Below are 15,894 nucleotides of genomic sequence, written 5' to 3'. Positions count from 1 at the left end.
CGTCACGAGAGCGCGAAAACCGGGAATCCCGGTGCGATGGCGGCCAATTCGGCATCGGAGGAGTTCTTGGTCACGCCCTCGAAGAACCGGCCCACTTCCCAGCCCCAGCGATCCAGGTAGGCGTGCAGGACGGGGAGCTTCTCGGCATCGGGGAGCTCCCGTGCGGTGAAGGTCTCGGTCTTGCGGCCCAGCCGCAGTTCACCATTGCCGGAGACGCGCAGATTCCGGACCCACTGGGTGTGGCCGCGCGGTGCGACCAGATAGCGCTGTCCGTCGACGACCAACAGATTGACCATCGTGGTGCGCCATTCGCCGCTCTTGCGCCCGCGCACCGCGAGCAGTCGTGAACCCGCCACGCTGATGCCCAGTTTGGGCAGGGTATTGGCGATGCGGTTCATGATCGGGTCCAGGCCGGTGGGGGACAGGTACCGGGTTGCGAGGTCGCTCATGGCTGACTTCCTTCTCATATTCGAGAGCGGCGCTCTCTGATGTGATCAGTGTGCGCCGCCGGTCGCCGCGCTGTCAAGAGCAGTGCTCTCATTTCATTCATCTGCTCCGAAACGTGGCACACTATTCGCATGAGCGCCCCACGCACCGCCCGTGAACGGGCACGAGCCGAGATCACCCGCGAGATCACCGACGCGGCGCGCCGTCAGCTCGCCGACTCCGGCGCGGCCGCGCTGTCGCTGCGTGCCATCGCCCGCGAACTCGGCATGGTGTCCTCGGCGCTGTACCGGTACTTCCCGAGCCGGGACGAACTGCTCACCGCGCTGATCATCGAGGCGTACAACGCCGTCGGCGAGGCGGTGGAGAACGCGGTCGCGACCGGGGACACCCCGCGCGCGCAGTGGCGGGCCGCGGCGGCGGCGGTGCGGCACTGGGCCATCGGGCATCCGCACGAATACGCGCTGCTGTACGGGTCGCCGGTGCCTGGGTATCAAGCGCCGCAGGACACCATCGGGCCCGCGTCCCGGGTGCCGGTCGCGGCGCTGGGAATCGTCGTGAACGCCTGGCGGGCAGGCACTTTGGCGGACGGCGGGGGCGAGATGTCCGCCGAGCTCACCGCGCAATGCTCCGAGATCGCCGCGCAGATCGCACCGGGGTTGCCGCCCGAGGGCGTGGCGCGCACGGTGGTGGCGTGGACGCAGCTCTACGGCGCGGTCGGCTTCGAACTCACCGGGCAGCTGGTCGGCAGTATGGATCCCGCCGGGCCGTTCTTCGACTACGCCGTGGAACTGATGGCCGATCTCATCGGCCTGTCCGGCTAGCGGCGGTGAATCTCGGCCTGCTCCAACGGGAATGGCGGCTCACCGAGTCCGACGATGCGCAGATTGCCCCAGGGGTCACGCTCCTGGAGCACGCCGCGCGCGGGCGTTCCACCCGGCACTGTGAGGAAGACCTGACCGCGCCCGGGATCGGGTAATTCGATGCCCTCGGGCGCGGAAACCCTTCCGTACCAATGGAAATTGCCGTCGATCGGATCGAGGTGGCCGTTCAGGCTGACCGTGACGGCGACCTCCGCGCCCGGCGCGTCCAAGAGCGCCGGACCCGAATACTCCGGTGCGGGAGCGGGATCCGGATAGTCGATATCCGGTGCCGCCGCCCGCCGCGATCGCCTCACAGCAGCCCCTGGCGCTGCCAGATGCGCTTGCCGATCGGGCCGATCAGGCCCTGCTTGTCCAGGAACGCACCGAGATTCGCGGCTCCGACGCCCAGGGCGCGCTTGGCATGCGGATTGGCGCGGGCCATCCGCCGTGCGCCGCGACCGTCCTCGATGCCGGCGCGGACGTACATATGCCAGTTCGTCATCAGGTGTACGAACAGCGGTGCGGCGATCGCGACGCACAGTTTGGTGTACGCCAGTTCGGCCCGGGACATCTCGGGGACCATGCGCGCCAAGGCATCCCGGGCGAAACCGATATGCCGCGCCTCCTCGGTGACGTGAATCCGCATGGCGCGCGCGACGACCGGCTGCAATTCCGGATCGTCGAGGGTCTGGCGCTGAATGGCGTCGAAGATCTCCTCGCCGACCAGCGCGCCCACCCACACCATGGAACCGCGCAGGAAGATCTGCAATGCGCTGATGGTCAGGCGCTCATAGCGATTGGGCCAGTACGGCTTCGCCTCCACCCGGTCGATGAGCTTGCCGAACATCATCATGTGCCGGCATTCATCGCCCATCTCGGTGAGCGTGTAGTGCGAATGCCGGGACCGTGGATCGCCGGACATGAGCTCGCGCAACAGCAGTCGATTGAGCAGGTTCTCGAACCAGATGCCGACGGAGAGCACATTGGCCAGTTCCTGGCGCGAGAGTTCGCGGCGCTGTTCATGATCCATCGCATCCCACAGCGGCGTGCCGAAGAGCGAGACCACCTCGGGCGGCAGGAAGAGTTTGTCCGGGTCCAGGGGTGCGTCCCAGTCGATATCGACGACCGGATCGTAGAACTTCTTCACATGCCCCGTGAGCAGTCGCTGAGCGAAGGAATCGCGAGGGAGCAGTGTCTTGTCGGGGGAGGCGATGGCGTCGTTGCTCATGGCAGCATCCTGACTGAAATTACTGATACACGCTGTTACACTCAGATTAGTGGTACACGGTGTATCGGTCAATAAGCAGGTGGGTATCGTGGGCCGAGTGACCGGAACCAGCACTCATACACCGTCGAGCGACGGCCGCAGCACCCGCTGGAGCGGACACAAGGCTCGCCGCCGCCTCGATATGCTCGACGCCGCCCTCGGTGTCATCGAGGACAACGGTGTGGAGATCTCGGTGCAGCAGATCGCCGATCGCCTCAAGGTGCCGCGCCCGGTCGTCTACCGGCACTTCGACGGCCGCGCCGATCTCGACGAGGCGATTCGCCGGCACATTCTGGATTCGCTACTGGCCGAACTGCTTCCGCGCCTGCGACCCGACGGCACCGTGCGCGATGCGGTGCGCGGCGCGGTCGGCACCTATGTGGGTTGGGTTGTGCGGCATCCGAATCTGCATCGCTTCCTCGCTGCCGGTGATCCGCACGGGCAGTCCTCGGGGGCGCTGGCCGGAGCCCGCGATCGCATCGGTGCGCAATTGGCGGACCTGTTCGCCGATATTCTCGGCGGCTTCGGGCTCGATCCGAATCGCGCCCGCCCCACCGCATTCGGCATGGTCGGCTTCGTGGACGGCGTGGTCAACAGCTGGCGCGCGGACGGTGTGCTCACCTCCGAGCAGGTCGAGGGCATCCTCACCGAATCGGTCCTCGCGCTGCTCGAGGGCAATGCGCGCAGTCTCGAGGTGCCGATGACCCGGGATACCGTCGTCGCCGAATTGGTGGCGCGCAGGGAAGCCGCCCAGCTCGGCTGACGGTCGCCGCTCGGTCGATCACCATCGCAAGACATGGCGGGGCCTCTCGTACGTCGAATAATTTTGCCGACGGGGAAATATTGCCGCGACGGCAAAAATCTGTACGCTGGGACACGTGAGCGATGGACTGCGTGAGCGCAAGAAGCGGGAAACCCGGCTCGCCCTGAGCCTGGCCACCATTCGGCTGGGCGTCGAACGCGGCTGGGACAACGTGACGGTGGAGGACATCGCCGCCGCCGCCAATGTCTCGGTCCGCACGTTCCGCAACTACTTCTCCAGTAAGGCCGAGGCCGTGGCGTCCCGGCATCTGGAGCGCATGGAACAGGTCGCCGAGGAATTCGCCGCCCGCCCGGACGGCGAAACCCTTTGGGAGGCAATGACAGCCGCCGTCCTGGATCGCTTCGGGCTCGGCGAGACCGTCACCGCCGCGACCACCACCGACCGGCACTGGGTGGACGGCATTCGGATCATGCTCGGCACACCCGCGGTGCAGGTGGCCATTCTCGAAGCCAATGCGACCGCGCAGCAGACGCTTACGGCCGCGGTGGCCGCCCGCACCGGCACCGATCCCGCCCGGGACCTGTATCCGAGTCTGGTCGCCGCCGCGGTGTCGGCCGCCATCAGCGCCGCCATCGATCACAGTCAGCGGGCCGATCCGCCGCAACCGCTCATGGATCTGCTGCGCGAAGCGCTCGACCGGCTGGCCGCGGGCCTGCCGGTGCCCTAACTGAAAAACGCTGTCTCGCAGGAGAAGTCATGACCCACGACGTCATCATCGCCGGAGCGGGCCCCGTCGGCCTGATGCTGGCGAGCGAACTCGCCCTGGCCGGTATCCGCCCGCTGGTGCTCGAACGGCTCACCGAACCCAGTACCGAAGCCAAGGCCAACGGCCTGGTCGGACAGGTGGTGCCGATGATGGATAGGCGCGGCCTGTACGAGCGTCTCGGCGGACCGCCCGGACGGCCGCAACCCAACTCCGCCTACTTCATGTTCGCCGCTCTCCCTTTGGATTTGAGCCTGCTCGAGCACAGTCCCGTCTACAACATGGCGATTCCGCAACCGGAGCTCGTCGCGGTGCTGCGGGATCGGGCGCTCGAACTCGGCGCGGAAATCCGCTGGGGCGCAGAGATCACCGGCATCTCGCAGGACGAAGACGCTGTCACCGTGGATGTTTCGACGGCGGGGGAGACGGTCCGGCTGCGCGCCCGATACCTGGTCGGCGCGGACGGCGGGCACAGTGTGGTTCGCAAACGCTCCGGAATCGGCTTTCCCGGAGTCAGTTACGACCGCACCACCACCCGCACCGCGCACGCCACCATCTCCCCGGACCTGGTGGATCCCGCCACCGGGGTGCTGCGCGTCCCCGGCTACGGCGAGATTCGCCCCTTCCTGCCGATTCGCACCGAACGCGGCGGACTGGCCTACGCGCCGTTCCCCGGCCGGACACCGCTGTTCAGCACCACCGAATGGGATCGCCCGGCACAGGACGGGCCGATGACCCTGGCGGAAATGCAGGCCAGCATCGCGTACGTGCTGGGCGCGGAGATCGAACTCGGTCCCGCGACCGGACCCGGACCGCACGCCCTGCGTCGCCAGCTCGGCGGAAACACCAGGGTCGCCGCACAATTCCGGGACCGCCGCGTTTTCCTCGCCGGTGATGCCGCGCATGTGCTGGTATTCGGCGGCGGTCCCGGCCTCAATCTGGGTCTGCAAGACGCCATGAACCTCGGCTGGAAACTCGCCGCCGAGATCAAAGGCCAAGCGCCGCAGGGACTTCTGGACACCTACGACATCGAGCGGCGCATCGCTGCCGACCGCGCGGTGGCGCAGTCGCAAACTCAGGCGGCGCTACTCGCGCCCGGCGCGGACATCACCGCCATGCGCGCGGTTTTCGCCGAACTGCTCACCGACCCGGCCACTGTGCAGCGGATCGCCGACCTGATCTCGGGCTCGGACGTGCGCTACGACATGGGCGTGCCGGACCCGCATCCGCTGGTCGGCGCACCCGCCCCCGACCTCGACCTGGCCCTCGACTCGGACCGGTTCCGCGTGGCCGAATTGACCAGGGCGGCACGGCCGATACTGCTCGACCTCACCGAAACCGGCTCATTCGCCGATGCACTGAGGCCATACGGCGATCGGATCGAGATCGTGCAGGCTCGCACCGAAGATCCACCCGCCGCCGCACTCCTGCTGCGTCCGGATACCTACGTCGCCTGGGCGACCGACGCCCCGACCCTCGATATCACCGACCTGGACGGATTGCGGTCCGCGCTGGCCCGTTGGTTCGACGCTGTGCCGGTGAGCACGGTCTGATTCGCGTCGTCTACGCGGCGTGAGCGGTGCCGCTGCCGCGCTCTGCCAGGGCGCGGTAGCTGGCGTTCCACAGCCATTCGACCGGGCCGCGGTCGAAACGGCGCAGCCAGATGTGGGCGAAGACGAGCATGCAGGCCGATACGAGTAGGTAGATACCGAGGGTGAAGGGGACGCGTGCGGCGGGGGAGACCAGGGCCGCCAGGCCCAGACCCCAGCCGTAGCAGAGGAATCCGGCGAGCAGGTTTTGTAATATGTAGCAGCTCAAGGCCATTCGGCCGACCTCGGCGAAGCGGCGGCCGACGAAGGCCGGGGCGCTGCGATGGGTGTAGACATGGGCGACCAGGCCCAGGATGCCCATCGACACGAACGGGGCCAGGCCGTAGCGGGTCACCAGGATCAGGTCGCCGCCCACCATGCCGACGGCGAAGTCCACGGGTGCGGCGACCGCTCCGATGATCATCAGGCGCTTGCGGATTCGCGCACCGTCCGGTTCGAACACCCCGGCCCGGAACAGGCGCGCGCCCAGCAGGAACAGGGCGATCGACATGGGGAAGATGAAGACCGGTTCGAGCCGGAACAGCAGCGCGTGGTCAACGCGGAACACCACCAGATCCCAGAAGGAGCCGTCCGCATAGGGATTGGGGTCCAGTGATTGCGGGGTGGACGATTCCTGTTGCCCGTCGGCCAGCGCGATGCCCGCCACGATCGCGGTGAGCATGAGCGTGTGCACGCTCGCCGCCACGATCAGCCAGCGGCGCTGCGCCTGCGGCCCGGTGGCGAGCACGAACGCCACCACCAGGCCCGTAATGGCATAGCCCATCAGCACATCGAATTCGGCGACCAGCAGGAAGTTCAGCAGTCCGTCCAGGCATAGCAGGGCCGCCCGCCACGGATACTTGCCCGGCCACGCGCGCCCGCCGCGCACCGCGGACCCCTGCTGAATCGCCAGCCCGATACCGAACATGATGGTGAGCAGTCCGAGGAACTTGCCCTGCGCCAGTTGTTGCAGGAAGCGCTCGATCCACAGCCACACGCCCTCGGGCTCGTCCAGGTGTGAGATGTAGCCGACCAGTCCCGAACCATTGGTGAAGATCCAGATATTGGTGCCGAGGGTGCCCAGAATCGCGATGCCGCGCAGCACATCCAGGGCGGGCAGTCGCGCGGATCGCCGCGGGGACGGTGCCGTCGGTGCGGTATCGCGTTCCGCCGGAACGGGATTCGACTCGCTCGGGGCGGTGATCGGGCGTTCCGATCGCGGGGAGGTGACCGGTTCGACCATGTCTGACATTGTGTCGTCCGCGCAGGTGGCGGCGGATCACCCGGGAGGACGATGCCGGATACGCCGCACGAATGACCAACCCCGAGACCCGAGCCCGACCCGGTCGCGCCCGATCCGCGCCCGCGTCGCCTAGGCTCGACCACATGCAGCGCATCATCGGAATCGAGGTCGAGTACGGCATTTCGACGCCTTCGGAGCCGTCGGCCAACCCGATTCTCACGTCGACCCAGGCGGTTCTCGCCTATGCCGCAGCCGAAGGCGTGCCGCGCGCCAAACGCACCCGCTGGGATTACGAGGTGGAATCACCGCTGCGCGACGCACGCGGATTCGACCTCGGCCGCCTCAACGGCCCCGCACCCGTCATCGACGCCGACGAGGTCGGCGCGGCGAATATGATCCTCACCAACGGCGCACGGCTCTACGTCGACCACGCGCACCCCGAATACTCCGCCCCCGAGGTCACCGACCCGCTGGACGCGGTGATCTGGGACAAGGCCGGTGAGCGGGTCATGGAGGCCGCCGCCCGCTTCGCCTCCAGTGTGCCGGGTGCGCCCCGCATGCAGCTGTACAAGAACAACACCGACGGTAAGGGCGCCTCCTACGGCACCCATGAGAACTACCTCATGAGCCGTGAGACCCCGTTCAACCAGATCATCGTGGGCCTCACCCCGTTCTTCGTCTCCCGCCAGGTGATCTGCGGTTCCGGCCGCGTCGGCATCGGCCAGAACGGTGATACCGCCGGATTCCAACTGTCCCAGCGCGCGGATTACATCGAGGTGGAGGTCGGCCTGGAAACCACGCTCAAGCGCGGCATCATCAACACCCGTGACGAACCGCACGCCGATGCGGACAAGTACCGTCGCCTGCACGTCATCATCGGTGACGCGAACCTGTCCGAATGGGCCACCTACCTCAAGGTCGGCACCTCGGCGCTGGTGCTCGACATGATCGAGGCGGGCGAGGACCTCTCGGACCTCCAGTTGGCCCGCCCGGTCACCGCTGTGCACACCATCAGCCATGATCCGACGCTGCGCGCGACGGTCGCCCTGGCCGACGGCCGCGAGCTGACCGGCCTTGCGCTGCAACGCATTTACCTCGACCGCGTGGAGAAGTTCGTCTACCGCCAGGGCATCGACGACGCCCGCGTGCAGGACCTGCTCACCAAATGGGCGCACGTGCTCGACCTGCTCGAGCGCGACCCCATGGAAACCGCGGACCTGCTCGACTGGACCGCCAAACTCCGTCTGCTGGAAGGCATGCGCAAGCGCGAGGGCCTGACCTGGGCGGCCCCCAAACTGCACCTGGTCGACCTGCAGTACTCGGACGTCCGCCTGGACAAGGGCCTCTACAACCGCCTGGTGGCCCGAGGTTCCATGCAGCGCTTGGTTTCCGAACAGCAGATCCTCGACGCCATGACCAACCCGCCCACCGACACCCGCGCCTACTTCCGCGGCGAATGCCTGCGCCGCTTCGGCGCGGACATCGCCGCCGCCAGCTGGGACTCGGTCATCTTCGACCTCGGCGGCGACTCCCTCGTCCGCATCCCCACCCTCGAACCCCGCCGCGGCACCAAAGCCCACGTCGGCAAGTTGCTGGACGGTGTCGAGACCGCCGCCGAATTGGTGCAACAGCTCACCCACTGAGGGTGAAAACGAGAGGCGGCGGCAGGCTTCCGGAAGATCGCGAAGCGACGTCATTGCGGTTAATCCGGCATGTTGTCGCCGCCGCTGGGTAGTGTTGGGGGACGGGCATCGGATTTTCTCCGGTGCTCGCCGATGATCACAGAGGAGGTCGGCTGCTATGGCACAAGAGCAGACCAAGCGCGCCGGTGGTGGCGACGAGGATGAGGGCCCCGTCGGGGACGGTGCTGCGGGGCAGGAGCGCCGGGAGAAACTGGCTGAGGAGACCGACGACCTGCTCGATGAGATCGACGACGTCCTCGAGGAGAATGCCGAGGACTTCGTGCGCGCGTACGTTCAGAAGGGCGGCCAGTGACCCAAGGCGACCCACTGCGTCTCCAGATGGGGAACGCCCTCTCCTCCTTCTCCGAATACTTGCGGATGCACGCTCCGGAACTGTTGCCCGGCAACAGCTTCCGGGGTGACGGAGCGCTCTCGAATACGGGCGCGCCCTCGGATATCGCACCGCACGGCACCACCATCGTCGCGGTCAGCTACCGCGGCGGTGTGCTGATCGCGGGCGACCGCCGGGCCACCCAGGGCAACCTGCTGGCCAGCCGGGACATCGAGAAGGTGTACATCACCGACACCTTCTCGGCGGCCGGTATCGCGGGCACCGCGGGTATGGCCATCGAAATGATCCGGCTGTTCGCGGTGGAGCTCGAGTACTACGAGAAGATCGAGGGCGTCCCCCTCACCTTCGACGGCAAGGCCAACAAACTCTCGAAGATGGTGCGCGACAACCTCCCCGCGGCCCTGCAGGGTCTCGCGGTGGTGCCGCTGCTGGTCGGTTTCGACCCGGATCAATCCGATCCGGATAAGTCCGGCCGCATCATCTCCTACGACGTGGTCGGCGGCCGCAGCGAGGAGCGATTCGGTTACACCGCGGTCGGTTCCGGCTCGCTGTTCGCCAAATCGTCGCTGAAGAAGACCTATCGCCGGGGCATCGATCAGGACGCGGCATTGAGCATCGCCGTGGAATCCCTGTTCGACGCCGCCGACGACGACACCGCCACCGGCGGCCCCGACACCCTGCGGGGCATCTATCCGACGGCGATCGTCATCGATTCCGAAGGCTCCGTTGAGGTGTCGGAGGGACGGCTGGCCGAGATCACCCGCGAGATCGTGGCCGAACGCGCGGACGAAGAGGGGAGTGCGCGAGCATGACACTGCCGTATTACGCGTCCGCCGAACAGATCATGCGCGATAAGACCGAACTCGCGCGCAAGGGCATCGCACGCGGGCGAAGCGTCATCGTGCTGGTGTACGACAAGGGTGTGGTGTTCGTGGCCGAGAACCCCTCGGCCACACTGCACAAGGTGAGCGAGCTGTACGACCGCGTCGGTTTCGCCGCCGTCGGCAAGTACAACGAGTTCGAAAGCCTGCGCCGCGGTGGCATTCTGCAGGCTGATCTGCGTGGTTACCAGTTCGACCGGCGCGATGTCACCGGCCGCTTCCTGGCCAACCTGTACGCGCAGAGCCTGGGCACCATCTTCACTGATCAGCTCAAGCCGTTCGAGGTCGAGATCTGTGTGGCCGAGGTCGGCTACCCGGATTCGACGCCGAGTTCGGTGCTGTACCGCATCAACTTCGACGGATCCATCGTCGACGAGCGCGAATTCGTGGTCATGGGCGGCAATACCGAGCCCATCGTCACCGCGCTCAAGGCGTCCTATCAGCCCGGTCTGGACCTGCACTCCGCTGTCACGGTGGCGATGCAGGCCCTGGCCAAGTCCGCACCCGAGGGCGCGGACAAGGACAAGAAGCCGGCCGCGTCGGCCTCGCTGGAGGTCGCCACGCTCGAACAGTCCCGGCCGCGACGGGCTTTCCGCCGCATCACCGGGGCCGCACTACAGGAACTGATCACCGGTAAGGCGCAGAGCGCCGCGGCGGCGGCCGAGGCCGACAGGCCCTCGTCCGGAGATCCGTCCCAGGCCTAGGATTTCGCCGAAATCCCCGGCCGCACACGACAAGTGCGCGCCCGGCGATTCCGGGCGATTTTCTCCCGCCCCGAAACCGGGCCGCGAACCTATTGTTCGCGGCCCGGTTTCGCATTTTCACCCCCCGCCACGTTGCACTCGGGACCTGCGAGTGTTTGCACTCTGCACAGCAGAGTGCAAAGGGGACTTGCCTTTTCGCTGCCTACAGGGGGTGCGGCGTTGCATCCCGTGCTAAATCGTTGTGAATACGTTTGCATCGGGTCTGCCACACCGCCCTTATCGGGCACTACATCGCTGTAATGTCGATAGGGTGCAGCGACGAATCATGGGGATCGAAACCGAATTCGGGGTGACGTGCACCTTTCACGGTCACCGTCGGTTGAGTCCTGACGAGGTGGCCCGGTATCTCTTCCGCCGGGTGGTTTCCTGGGGCCGTAGTTCCAACGTGTTCCTTCGTAATGGCGCCCGGCTCTACCTCGATGTCGGTTCCCATCCGGAGTACGCGACGGCCGAGTGCGACAGCTTGGTGCAGCTGGTCACTCATGACCGCGCCGGTGAACGGGTCCTGGAGGATCTGCTCATCGACGCCGAACAGCGTCTCGCCGAAGAAGGTATCGGCGGCGACATCTACCTGTTCAAGAACAACACCGACTCCGCGGGCAACTCCTACGGCTGCCATGAGAACTTCCTCGTGGTGCGTGCGGGCGAGTTCTCCCGCATCTCCGATGTGCTGCTGCCGTTCCTGGTGACTCGTCAGCTGATCTGCGGTGCGGGCAAGGTGCTGCAGACGCCCAAGGCCGCCACGTTCTGCCTCTCGCAGCGCGCGGAGCACATCTGGGAGGGCGTCTCCTCGGCGACCACGCGGTCGCGGCCCATCATCAACACCCGGGACGAGCCGCACGCCGATGCCGAGAAGTACCGCCGCCTGCACGTGATCGTCGGCGATTCGAATATGGCCGAGCCGAGCACCATGCTCAAGGTCGGCACCGCATCGCTGGTGCTGGAGATGATCGAGGCGGGCGTCGCCTTCCGAGACTTCGCTCTGGACAACCCGATTCGGGCCATCCGTGAGGTGTCGCACGATCTCACCGGTAAGCGCCCCGTGCGCTTGGCGGGCGGCCGGCAGGCCAGTGCCCTGGAAATCCAGCGCGAGTACTATGCCCGCGCCGTCGAACATCTGCGCAATCGCGATCGCGATCCGCAGGTGGACGCGGTGGTGGACCTCTGGGGCCGCACCCTCGACGCCGTCGAGGCGCAGGATTTCGCCAAGGTGGACACCGAGATCGACTGGGTCATCAAGCGCAAGCTGTTCCAGCGCTATCAGGATCGCTACAGCATGGAGCTGTCCGATCCCAAGATCGCCCAGCTGGATCTGGCCTATCACGACATCAAGCGCGGCCGCGGCGTCTTCGACCTGTTGCAGCGCAAGGGTTTGGCCAAGCGCATCACCGAGGACGAGGCGGTCGACGCGGCGGTCAACACCCCGCCGCAGACCACTCGCGCCAAATTGCGCGGCGATTTTATCACCGCCGCACAGGAAGCCGGTCGTGATTTCACGGTCGACTGGGTGCACCTCAAGCTCAATGATCAAGCCCAGCGCACGGTGCTCTGCAAGGACCCGTTCCGCTCGGTGGATGAGCGCGTCGACCGGCTCATCGCCTCGATGTAGCGGCATAGTTCGCGATCGAGAGGCGGGCCGTGAATCCTCGGATTCACGGCCCGCTTCGTCGTCGGTGGCCGACGCGCCGGGCGGATTCGTGAATTCGCTTGCAGCGAAGCCGAAGGCAAATGGGTACTGCCGTGCTACGCGCGTCGCGCGGGCACACTACTCTCTAACGGGTGGCGATATCCAAGGTCGAGCGGTTGATGAATCTGGTTATCGCGCTGCTGTCCACCCGTCAGTTCCTGACCGCCGAGCGGATTCGGGACTCCGTGGCGGGATACGAGGAGTCGGCGAGCGACGAGGCCTTCAGCCGCATGTTCGAGCGCGACAAGAACGAGCTGCGCGATCTGGGCATCCCCCTCGAAATCGGGCCCATCAGCCGGTATTCCGGCGCGGAGGGCTACCGCATCAATCGGGATGCCTACGAGCTACCCGATATCGATCTGACCAGCGCCGAATCCGCCGCGGTCGCGGTCGCGGTGCAGCTGTGGGAGTCCCCGGAACTGGCCGCGGCGGCCGAGGGCGGACTGCTCAAGCTGCGCGCGGCGGGCATTCACCTGGAGCCCGACGCCGGTGTCGCGTCGGTGCCCGCGGTCCCGGCGCGCACCCGCGGTTCCGAACCCGTACTGGGCAAACTGCTGGCCGCCATCGACGCGGGCCGCGCGGTGCGATTCCTGCATCGGCAATCGCACGGCGAACCGATCGAACGCGATGTGCAGCCCTGGGGTGTGGTCACCCATCACGGCCGCTGGTACCTCGCGGGCTATGACAATGCTCGCAACGCACCGCGAGTGTTCCGCATCTCTCGTATCGGTGAGGCGATCACCGCGTACGGCCCCGAAGACGTCGTGCACAAGCCCGCCGATGTGGATCTGCGCGCGCTGGTCGCCGAGGTCACCGGGCAGGCCCCGATCACCGGTTCGGCCACGGTCTGGGTCGCGGACGGCCGCGGTCAGGAGATCCGCAGACTCGGCGCGACCATGGAGGAGCGTGAGCTCGGCGGCCGCAAGGGCTCGATCGTCGAGGTGCCCATCCGTTCCCGCGATTGGCTGGCCCGGCTCATCACCGGTCTCGGCGCGGACGCGCTGGTGCTCGCGCCGGAAGAGCTGCGCCACAATGTGATCGCCCGGCTCGAGTCGGTGCTGGAACGGACGGAGGTCTCGGCATGAGCGACGGCGGCAATCCGCGCAAACCCGCATCGGGTGCCACGGACGGTGCGCGCGTCTCCACCGGGGCCCGCGATCGCCGTGCCAATGCCGTTGCCGCGAGCAGGCTTTCGGTGCGGCTGTCCAGGCTGCTGAATATGGTCCCGTACTTCCAGGCCAATCCGGGCATCAGCGCCGCGGAGGCCGCCGCCGAACTCGGTGTCACCACCAAACAGCTGATGAGCGATCTGAATCAGCTGTGGATGTGCGGACTTCCGGGATACGGACCGGGTGATCTGATCGATCTGTCGTTCTCCGAGGAGAGCATCGAGGTCACCTTCTCCGCCGGTATCGATCGCCCGCTGCGGCTGACCTCACTGGAGGCGACCGCACTGCTGGTGGCCCTGCGCTCGATCGCGGATCTGCCCGGCATGGTCGATCCCAGCGCCGCGCATTCGGCCATCGCGAAGATCGAATCCGCTATCTCGGGCATCGAATTCGAGGCCCCGACCACCCCGGCCGAGGCCCCGTCGGTCGCGACGGTGCGGTCCGCGCTCGCCAACGGTCACGCCGTGCGGATGGTCTACTATTCGGCCAGTCGCGATGTGGTGTCTGAACGAACCGTGGACCCGATTCGTATTGTCTTGGTGGACAACAACAGCTATCTGCAGGCCTGGTGCCGCGAAGCCGAGGGCGTCCGCCTGTTCCGCCTCGATCGCATCGAGGAGGCCGCCGAACTCGACGAACCGGCCCGCCCGCCCGCCGAGGCCGCCGCCGATGAGACCTCGGCGCTGGACCTTTTCGTCGACGATCCGGCGGTTCCGCTGGCGCGCCTGCTGATTCACGCCGACTACTCGTGGGTCCTGGATCAGTATCCGATGCATCGGGTCGCGGTGCATCCGGACGGCAATGTCGAGGCCACCATGCGCTTCGCCACCCTGGACTGGATGGCCCGGCTGCTGCTCGGCTTCGGTTCCGGGGTCACCGTGCTGGGCCCGCCCGAACTGGTGACCGCGGTGCGCGAACGCTCCGGCACCGCGCTGGCCGCGTATTCGGCCCTGGTCCAAGATAATTCGACCGAACTGCAATTGACCGGGTTAGAGGAGGTCGGTCCGGCGTGACCGTCCCGAACATGACACCGCCGGGCTCCGCGCCGCGCGTAATGGTGCTGGGCGCGGGCAGTATCGGCATTTTCGTCGGCGGCAAGCTCGCCGGTGCGGGCGCGGATGTCACGTTCATCGGACGGCCCCGCCTGCTCGACGAGATCAGCGCGTCCGGGCTGCGGCTCACCGATCTGGACGGACTGGACCAGCGCGTCGAGGCGTCCGCGTTCCGGACCGCGACCGATCCGGCCGCGGCGGCCGACGCCGATCTGGTGCTCATCACCGTGAAATCCGCCGATACCGAGAAGGCCGCGCGCGAGCTGTCCGGCCTGGTCAAGCCCGGCACCGTGGTGATCAGCCTGCAGAACGGCATCGGCAATGACGCGGTCATCCGGGAGGTGCTGCCCGCGTGCGTGGTGCTGGCGGGCATGGTCATGTTCAATGTCGTGCACCGCGAGAACGGCCGCTTCCATCGCGGTACCGCGGGCGGGGTCGCCATCGCCGATGACGCCGTGCTGAACCGTTTCGCACCCGTGCTGCACGAATCCGGGCTCGGCGTGAAGCGGTATCCGGACCTGCTGTCCGTGCAGTGGGCCAAACTGCTGCTGAATCTGAACAATCCCATCAACGCGCTGTCCGGCCGCCCGCTGCGGGAGGAGCTGGGCACCCGCGATTACCGCCGCTGCCTGGCCCTGACCCAGCAGGAGGCGCTTGCGGTGATGACCCGCGCGCGGATTCGCCCGGCCCGGCTCACCCCGCTGCCGCCGGAGCTGATGGCACGCCTGCTGACCGCCCCCGACGGGGTTTTCCGCCGGGTTGCCGGGCGAGTGCTCGCCATCGATCCGATGGCCCGCTCATCCATGGCCGATGACCTGGCGGCGGGTCGCAAAACCGAAATCGCTTGGCTCTGTGGTGAAATCGTGACCCTCGGAACCATGGTCGGCTTGCCGACACCGGTCAACGCGCGGCTCATCGAATTGATAGCGGCCGCCGAGAACGGTGACCAACGCACCTGGTCCGGGCCGGAGTTGCTGGCGGAGTTGAGCGCAGTGACCCATTCGGACTCTTGACGAAAAACCCGGGCATATGCATGTCCGGTAGCATCTGAAACACCACAGTCTTTGGAGGTTGGAATTATGGGCAGCATCAGCCCGTGGCACTTGCTGATCGTCGCACTGGTCTTCCTGCTGTTCTTCGGCTCGAAGCGCATGCCCGACGCCGCGCGCAGCCTCGGCCGATCCATGCGGATCTTCAAGAGCGAAGTCAGCCAGATGCAGACCGAGGCCAATAAGCCGGCCGAGACCGCCCCCGAGGCGGCCGCCCCGCAGCAGCTTCCCGCCGCGCAGCCGGTTCAGCCCGCTGCCGTCGCGCAGCCCGTGAACGTCGAGAAGCCCCAGGCCTGACATCATCCGTCCCCGGGGTTGAGTGATCA

The 15,894-nt window shown here is 66.9% G+C and carries 17 protein-coding genes; 13 read left to right on the top strand and 4 right to left on the bottom strand.

All coding sequences use genetic code 11. The annotated features are described in order from the left end of the window. Window positions 1-2 precede the first annotated feature (2 nt). A complete protein-coding gene (locus ACFC4D_RS01530) occupies window positions 3-449 on the bottom strand; it encodes a nitroreductase family deazaflavin-dependent oxidoreductase (RefSeq protein ID WP_364633993.1) in 447 nt (148 codons plus the stop codon). A gap of 129 nt (window positions 450-578) precedes the next feature. On the opposite strand from ACFC4D_RS01530, the gene ACFC4D_RS01525 reads away from it, so the two are divergent. Then, entirely contained in the window at window positions 579-1,268 is a 690-nt protein-coding gene (locus ACFC4D_RS01525; protein WP_376061185.1) for a TetR/AcrR family transcriptional regulator, read from the top strand. On the opposite strand, the gene ACFC4D_RS01520 is transcribed toward ACFC4D_RS01525, so the two are convergent. Together ACFC4D_RS01520 and ACFC4D_RS01515 are read right to left on the bottom strand one after the other, a co-directional pair. After that, window positions 1,265-1,621 carry a DUF4873 domain-containing protein gene (locus tag ACFC4D_RS01520; RefSeq protein WP_376061184.1) on the bottom strand — a complete coding sequence of 119 codons (357 nt, stop codon included), beginning with the start codon at window positions 1,619-1,621 and terminating at the stop codon, window positions 1,265-1,267. The genes ACFC4D_RS01525 and ACFC4D_RS01520 overlap by 4 nt on opposite strands. Continuing rightward, a complete protein-coding gene (locus ACFC4D_RS01515; RefSeq protein WP_376061183.1) occupies window positions 1,618-2,535 on the bottom strand; it encodes a diiron oxygenase in 918 nt (305 codons plus the stop codon). The genes ACFC4D_RS01520 and ACFC4D_RS01515 overlap by 4 nt, the downstream gene beginning before the upstream one ends. Before the next feature lie 97 nt (window positions 2,536-2,632). Here ACFC4D_RS01515 and ACFC4D_RS01510 point away from each other — a divergent pair, with 97 nt between their 5' ends. The 3 genes from ACFC4D_RS01510 (at window position 2,633) to ACFC4D_RS01500 (ending at window position 5,653) form a co-directional block, all read left to right on the top strand. After that, a complete protein-coding gene (locus ACFC4D_RS01510; protein WP_376061182.1) occupies window positions 2,633-3,337 on the top strand; it encodes a TetR/AcrR family transcriptional regulator in 705 nt (234 codons plus the stop codon). A 115-nt stretch (window positions 3,338-3,452) separates the two neighbouring features. Next, window positions 3,453-4,064, top strand: coding sequence for a TetR/AcrR family transcriptional regulator (locus ACFC4D_RS01505; protein ID WP_376061181.1), 612 nt, complete (start codon window positions 3,453-3,455; stop codon window positions 4,062-4,064). A gap of 29 nt (window positions 4,065-4,093) precedes the next feature. Then, window positions 4,094-5,653, top strand: a complete 1,560-nt coding sequence (locus ACFC4D_RS01500) for an FAD-dependent monooxygenase (RefSeq protein WP_376061180.1) — start codon at window positions 4,094-4,096, stop codon at window positions 5,651-5,653. A gap of 10 nt (window positions 5,654-5,663) precedes the next feature. On the opposite strand, the gene ACFC4D_RS01495 is transcribed toward ACFC4D_RS01500, so the two are convergent. Next, entirely contained in the window at window positions 5,664-6,932 is a 1,269-nt protein-coding gene (locus tag ACFC4D_RS01495) for a DUF418 domain-containing protein (protein WP_376061179.1), read from the bottom strand. A 143-nt stretch (window positions 6,933-7,075) separates the two neighbouring features. Between ACFC4D_RS01495 and dop the strand changes: the two genes are divergently transcribed. The 9 genes from dop (at window position 7,076) to tatA (ending at window position 15,865) form a co-directional block, all read left to right on the top strand. Then, window positions 7,076-8,575, top strand: a complete 1,500-nt coding sequence (gene dop, locus ACFC4D_RS01490; RefSeq protein ID WP_364634007.1) for a depupylase/deamidase Dop — start codon at window positions 7,076-7,078, stop codon at window positions 8,573-8,575. A 157-nt stretch (window positions 8,576-8,732) separates the two neighbouring features. After that, window positions 8,733-8,927: a ubiquitin-like protein Pup gene (locus tag ACFC4D_RS01485; RefSeq protein WP_067536347.1), complete on the top strand. Its 195-nt coding sequence runs from the start codon at window positions 8,733-8,735 to the stop codon at window positions 8,925-8,927. Between the two features lie 26 nt (window positions 8,928-8,953). Beyond that, window positions 8,954-9,778 carry a proteasome subunit beta gene (gene prcB, locus ACFC4D_RS01480; RefSeq protein ID WP_364634008.1) on the top strand — a complete coding sequence of 275 codons (825 nt, stop codon included), beginning with the start codon at window positions 8,954-8,956 and terminating at the stop codon, window positions 9,776-9,778. After that, window positions 9,775-10,551, top strand: a complete 777-nt coding sequence (prcA, locus tag ACFC4D_RS01475) for a proteasome subunit alpha (RefSeq protein WP_375967523.1) — start codon at window positions 9,775-9,777, stop codon at window positions 10,549-10,551. Before prcB ends, prcA begins: the two co-directional genes overlap by 4 nt. Before the next feature lie 310 nt (window positions 10,552-10,861). Next, window positions 10,862-12,220 (top strand): Pup--protein ligase, encoded by a 1,359-nt coding sequence (gene pafA, locus ACFC4D_RS01470; RefSeq protein ID WP_375967521.1) that lies wholly within the window; start codon window positions 10,862-10,864, stop codon window positions 12,218-12,220. Window positions 12,221-12,390: 170 nt separating this feature from the next. Then, the gene (locus tag ACFC4D_RS01465) at window positions 12,391-13,383 is read left to right on the top strand and encodes a YafY family protein (protein ID WP_364634014.1); all 993 of its coding nucleotides are present in this window, start codon (window positions 12,391-12,393) and stop codon (window positions 13,381-13,383) included. Continuing rightward, complete coding sequence (locus tag ACFC4D_RS01460; protein WP_376061178.1) at window positions 13,380-14,480, top strand: helix-turn-helix transcriptional regulator; 1,101 nt, start codon at window positions 13,380-13,382, stop codon at window positions 14,478-14,480. Before ACFC4D_RS01465 ends, ACFC4D_RS01460 begins: the two co-directional genes overlap by 4 nt. Before the next feature lie 11 nt (window positions 14,481-14,491). Beyond that, window positions 14,492-15,532, top strand: coding sequence for a 2-dehydropantoate 2-reductase (locus tag ACFC4D_RS01455; RefSeq protein ID WP_376061876.1), 1,041 nt, complete (start codon window positions 14,492-14,494; stop codon window positions 15,530-15,532). Between the two features lie 66 nt (window positions 15,533-15,598). Continuing rightward, on the top strand, window positions 15,599-15,865 hold the full coding sequence (gene tatA / locus ACFC4D_RS01450) for a Sec-independent protein translocase subunit TatA (protein ID WP_375967517.1): 267 nt from the start codon (window positions 15,599-15,601) through the stop codon (window positions 15,863-15,865). Window positions 15,866-15,894: the final 29 nt, after the last annotated feature.

It is taken from the genome of Nocardia sp. NPDC056000 (genome assembly GCF_042269265.1).
Lineage (GTDB): Bacteria > Actinomycetota > Actinomycetes > Mycobacteriales > Mycobacteriaceae > Nocardia.
The sequence above is the reverse complement of the archived record's forward strand: the minus strand, read 5'-3'. Positions and strand labels throughout refer to the sequence as shown.

Coding starts and splice junctions, on each gene's coding strand:
- ACFC4D_RS01515 (WP_376061183.1), bottom strand. CDS start 2,535: ATGAGCAACGACGCCATCGCCTCCCCCGACAAGACACTGCTCCCTCGC.
- prcB (WP_364634008.1), top strand. CDS start 8,954: ATGGGGAACGCCCTCTCCTCCTTCTCCGAATACTTGCGGATGCACGCT.
- tatA (WP_375967517.1), top strand. CDS start 15,599: ATGGGCAGCATCAGCCCGTGGCACTTGCTGATCGTCGCACTGGTCTTC.
- ACFC4D_RS01525 (WP_376061185.1), top strand. CDS start 579: ATGAGCGCCCCACGCACCGCCCGTGAACGGGCACGAGCCGAGATCACC.
- prcA (WP_375967523.1), top strand. CDS start 9,775: ATGACACTGCCGTATTACGCGTCCGCCGAACAGATCATGCGCGATAAG.
- ACFC4D_RS01500 (WP_376061180.1), top strand. CDS start 4,094: ATGACCCACGACGTCATCATCGCCGGAGCGGGCCCCGTCGGCCTGATG.
- ACFC4D_RS01460 (WP_376061178.1), top strand. CDS start 13,380: ATGAGCGACGGCGGCAATCCGCGCAAACCCGCATCGGGTGCCACGGAC.
- ACFC4D_RS01455 (WP_376061876.1), top strand. CDS start 14,492: ATGACACCGCCGGGCTCCGCGCCGCGCGTAATGGTGCTGGGCGCGGGC.
- ACFC4D_RS01495 (WP_376061179.1), bottom strand. CDS start 6,932: ATGGTCGAACCGGTCACCTCCCCGCGATCGGAACGCCCGATCACCGCC.
- ACFC4D_RS01485 (WP_067536347.1), top strand. CDS start 8,733: ATGGCACAAGAGCAGACCAAGCGCGCCGGTGGTGGCGACGAGGATGAG.
- dop (WP_364634007.1), top strand. CDS start 7,076: ATGCAGCGCATCATCGGAATCGAGGTCGAGTACGGCATTTCGACGCCT.
- ACFC4D_RS01530 (WP_364633993.1), bottom strand. CDS start 449: ATGAGCGACCTCGCAACCCGGTACCTGTCCCCCACCGGCCTGGACCCG.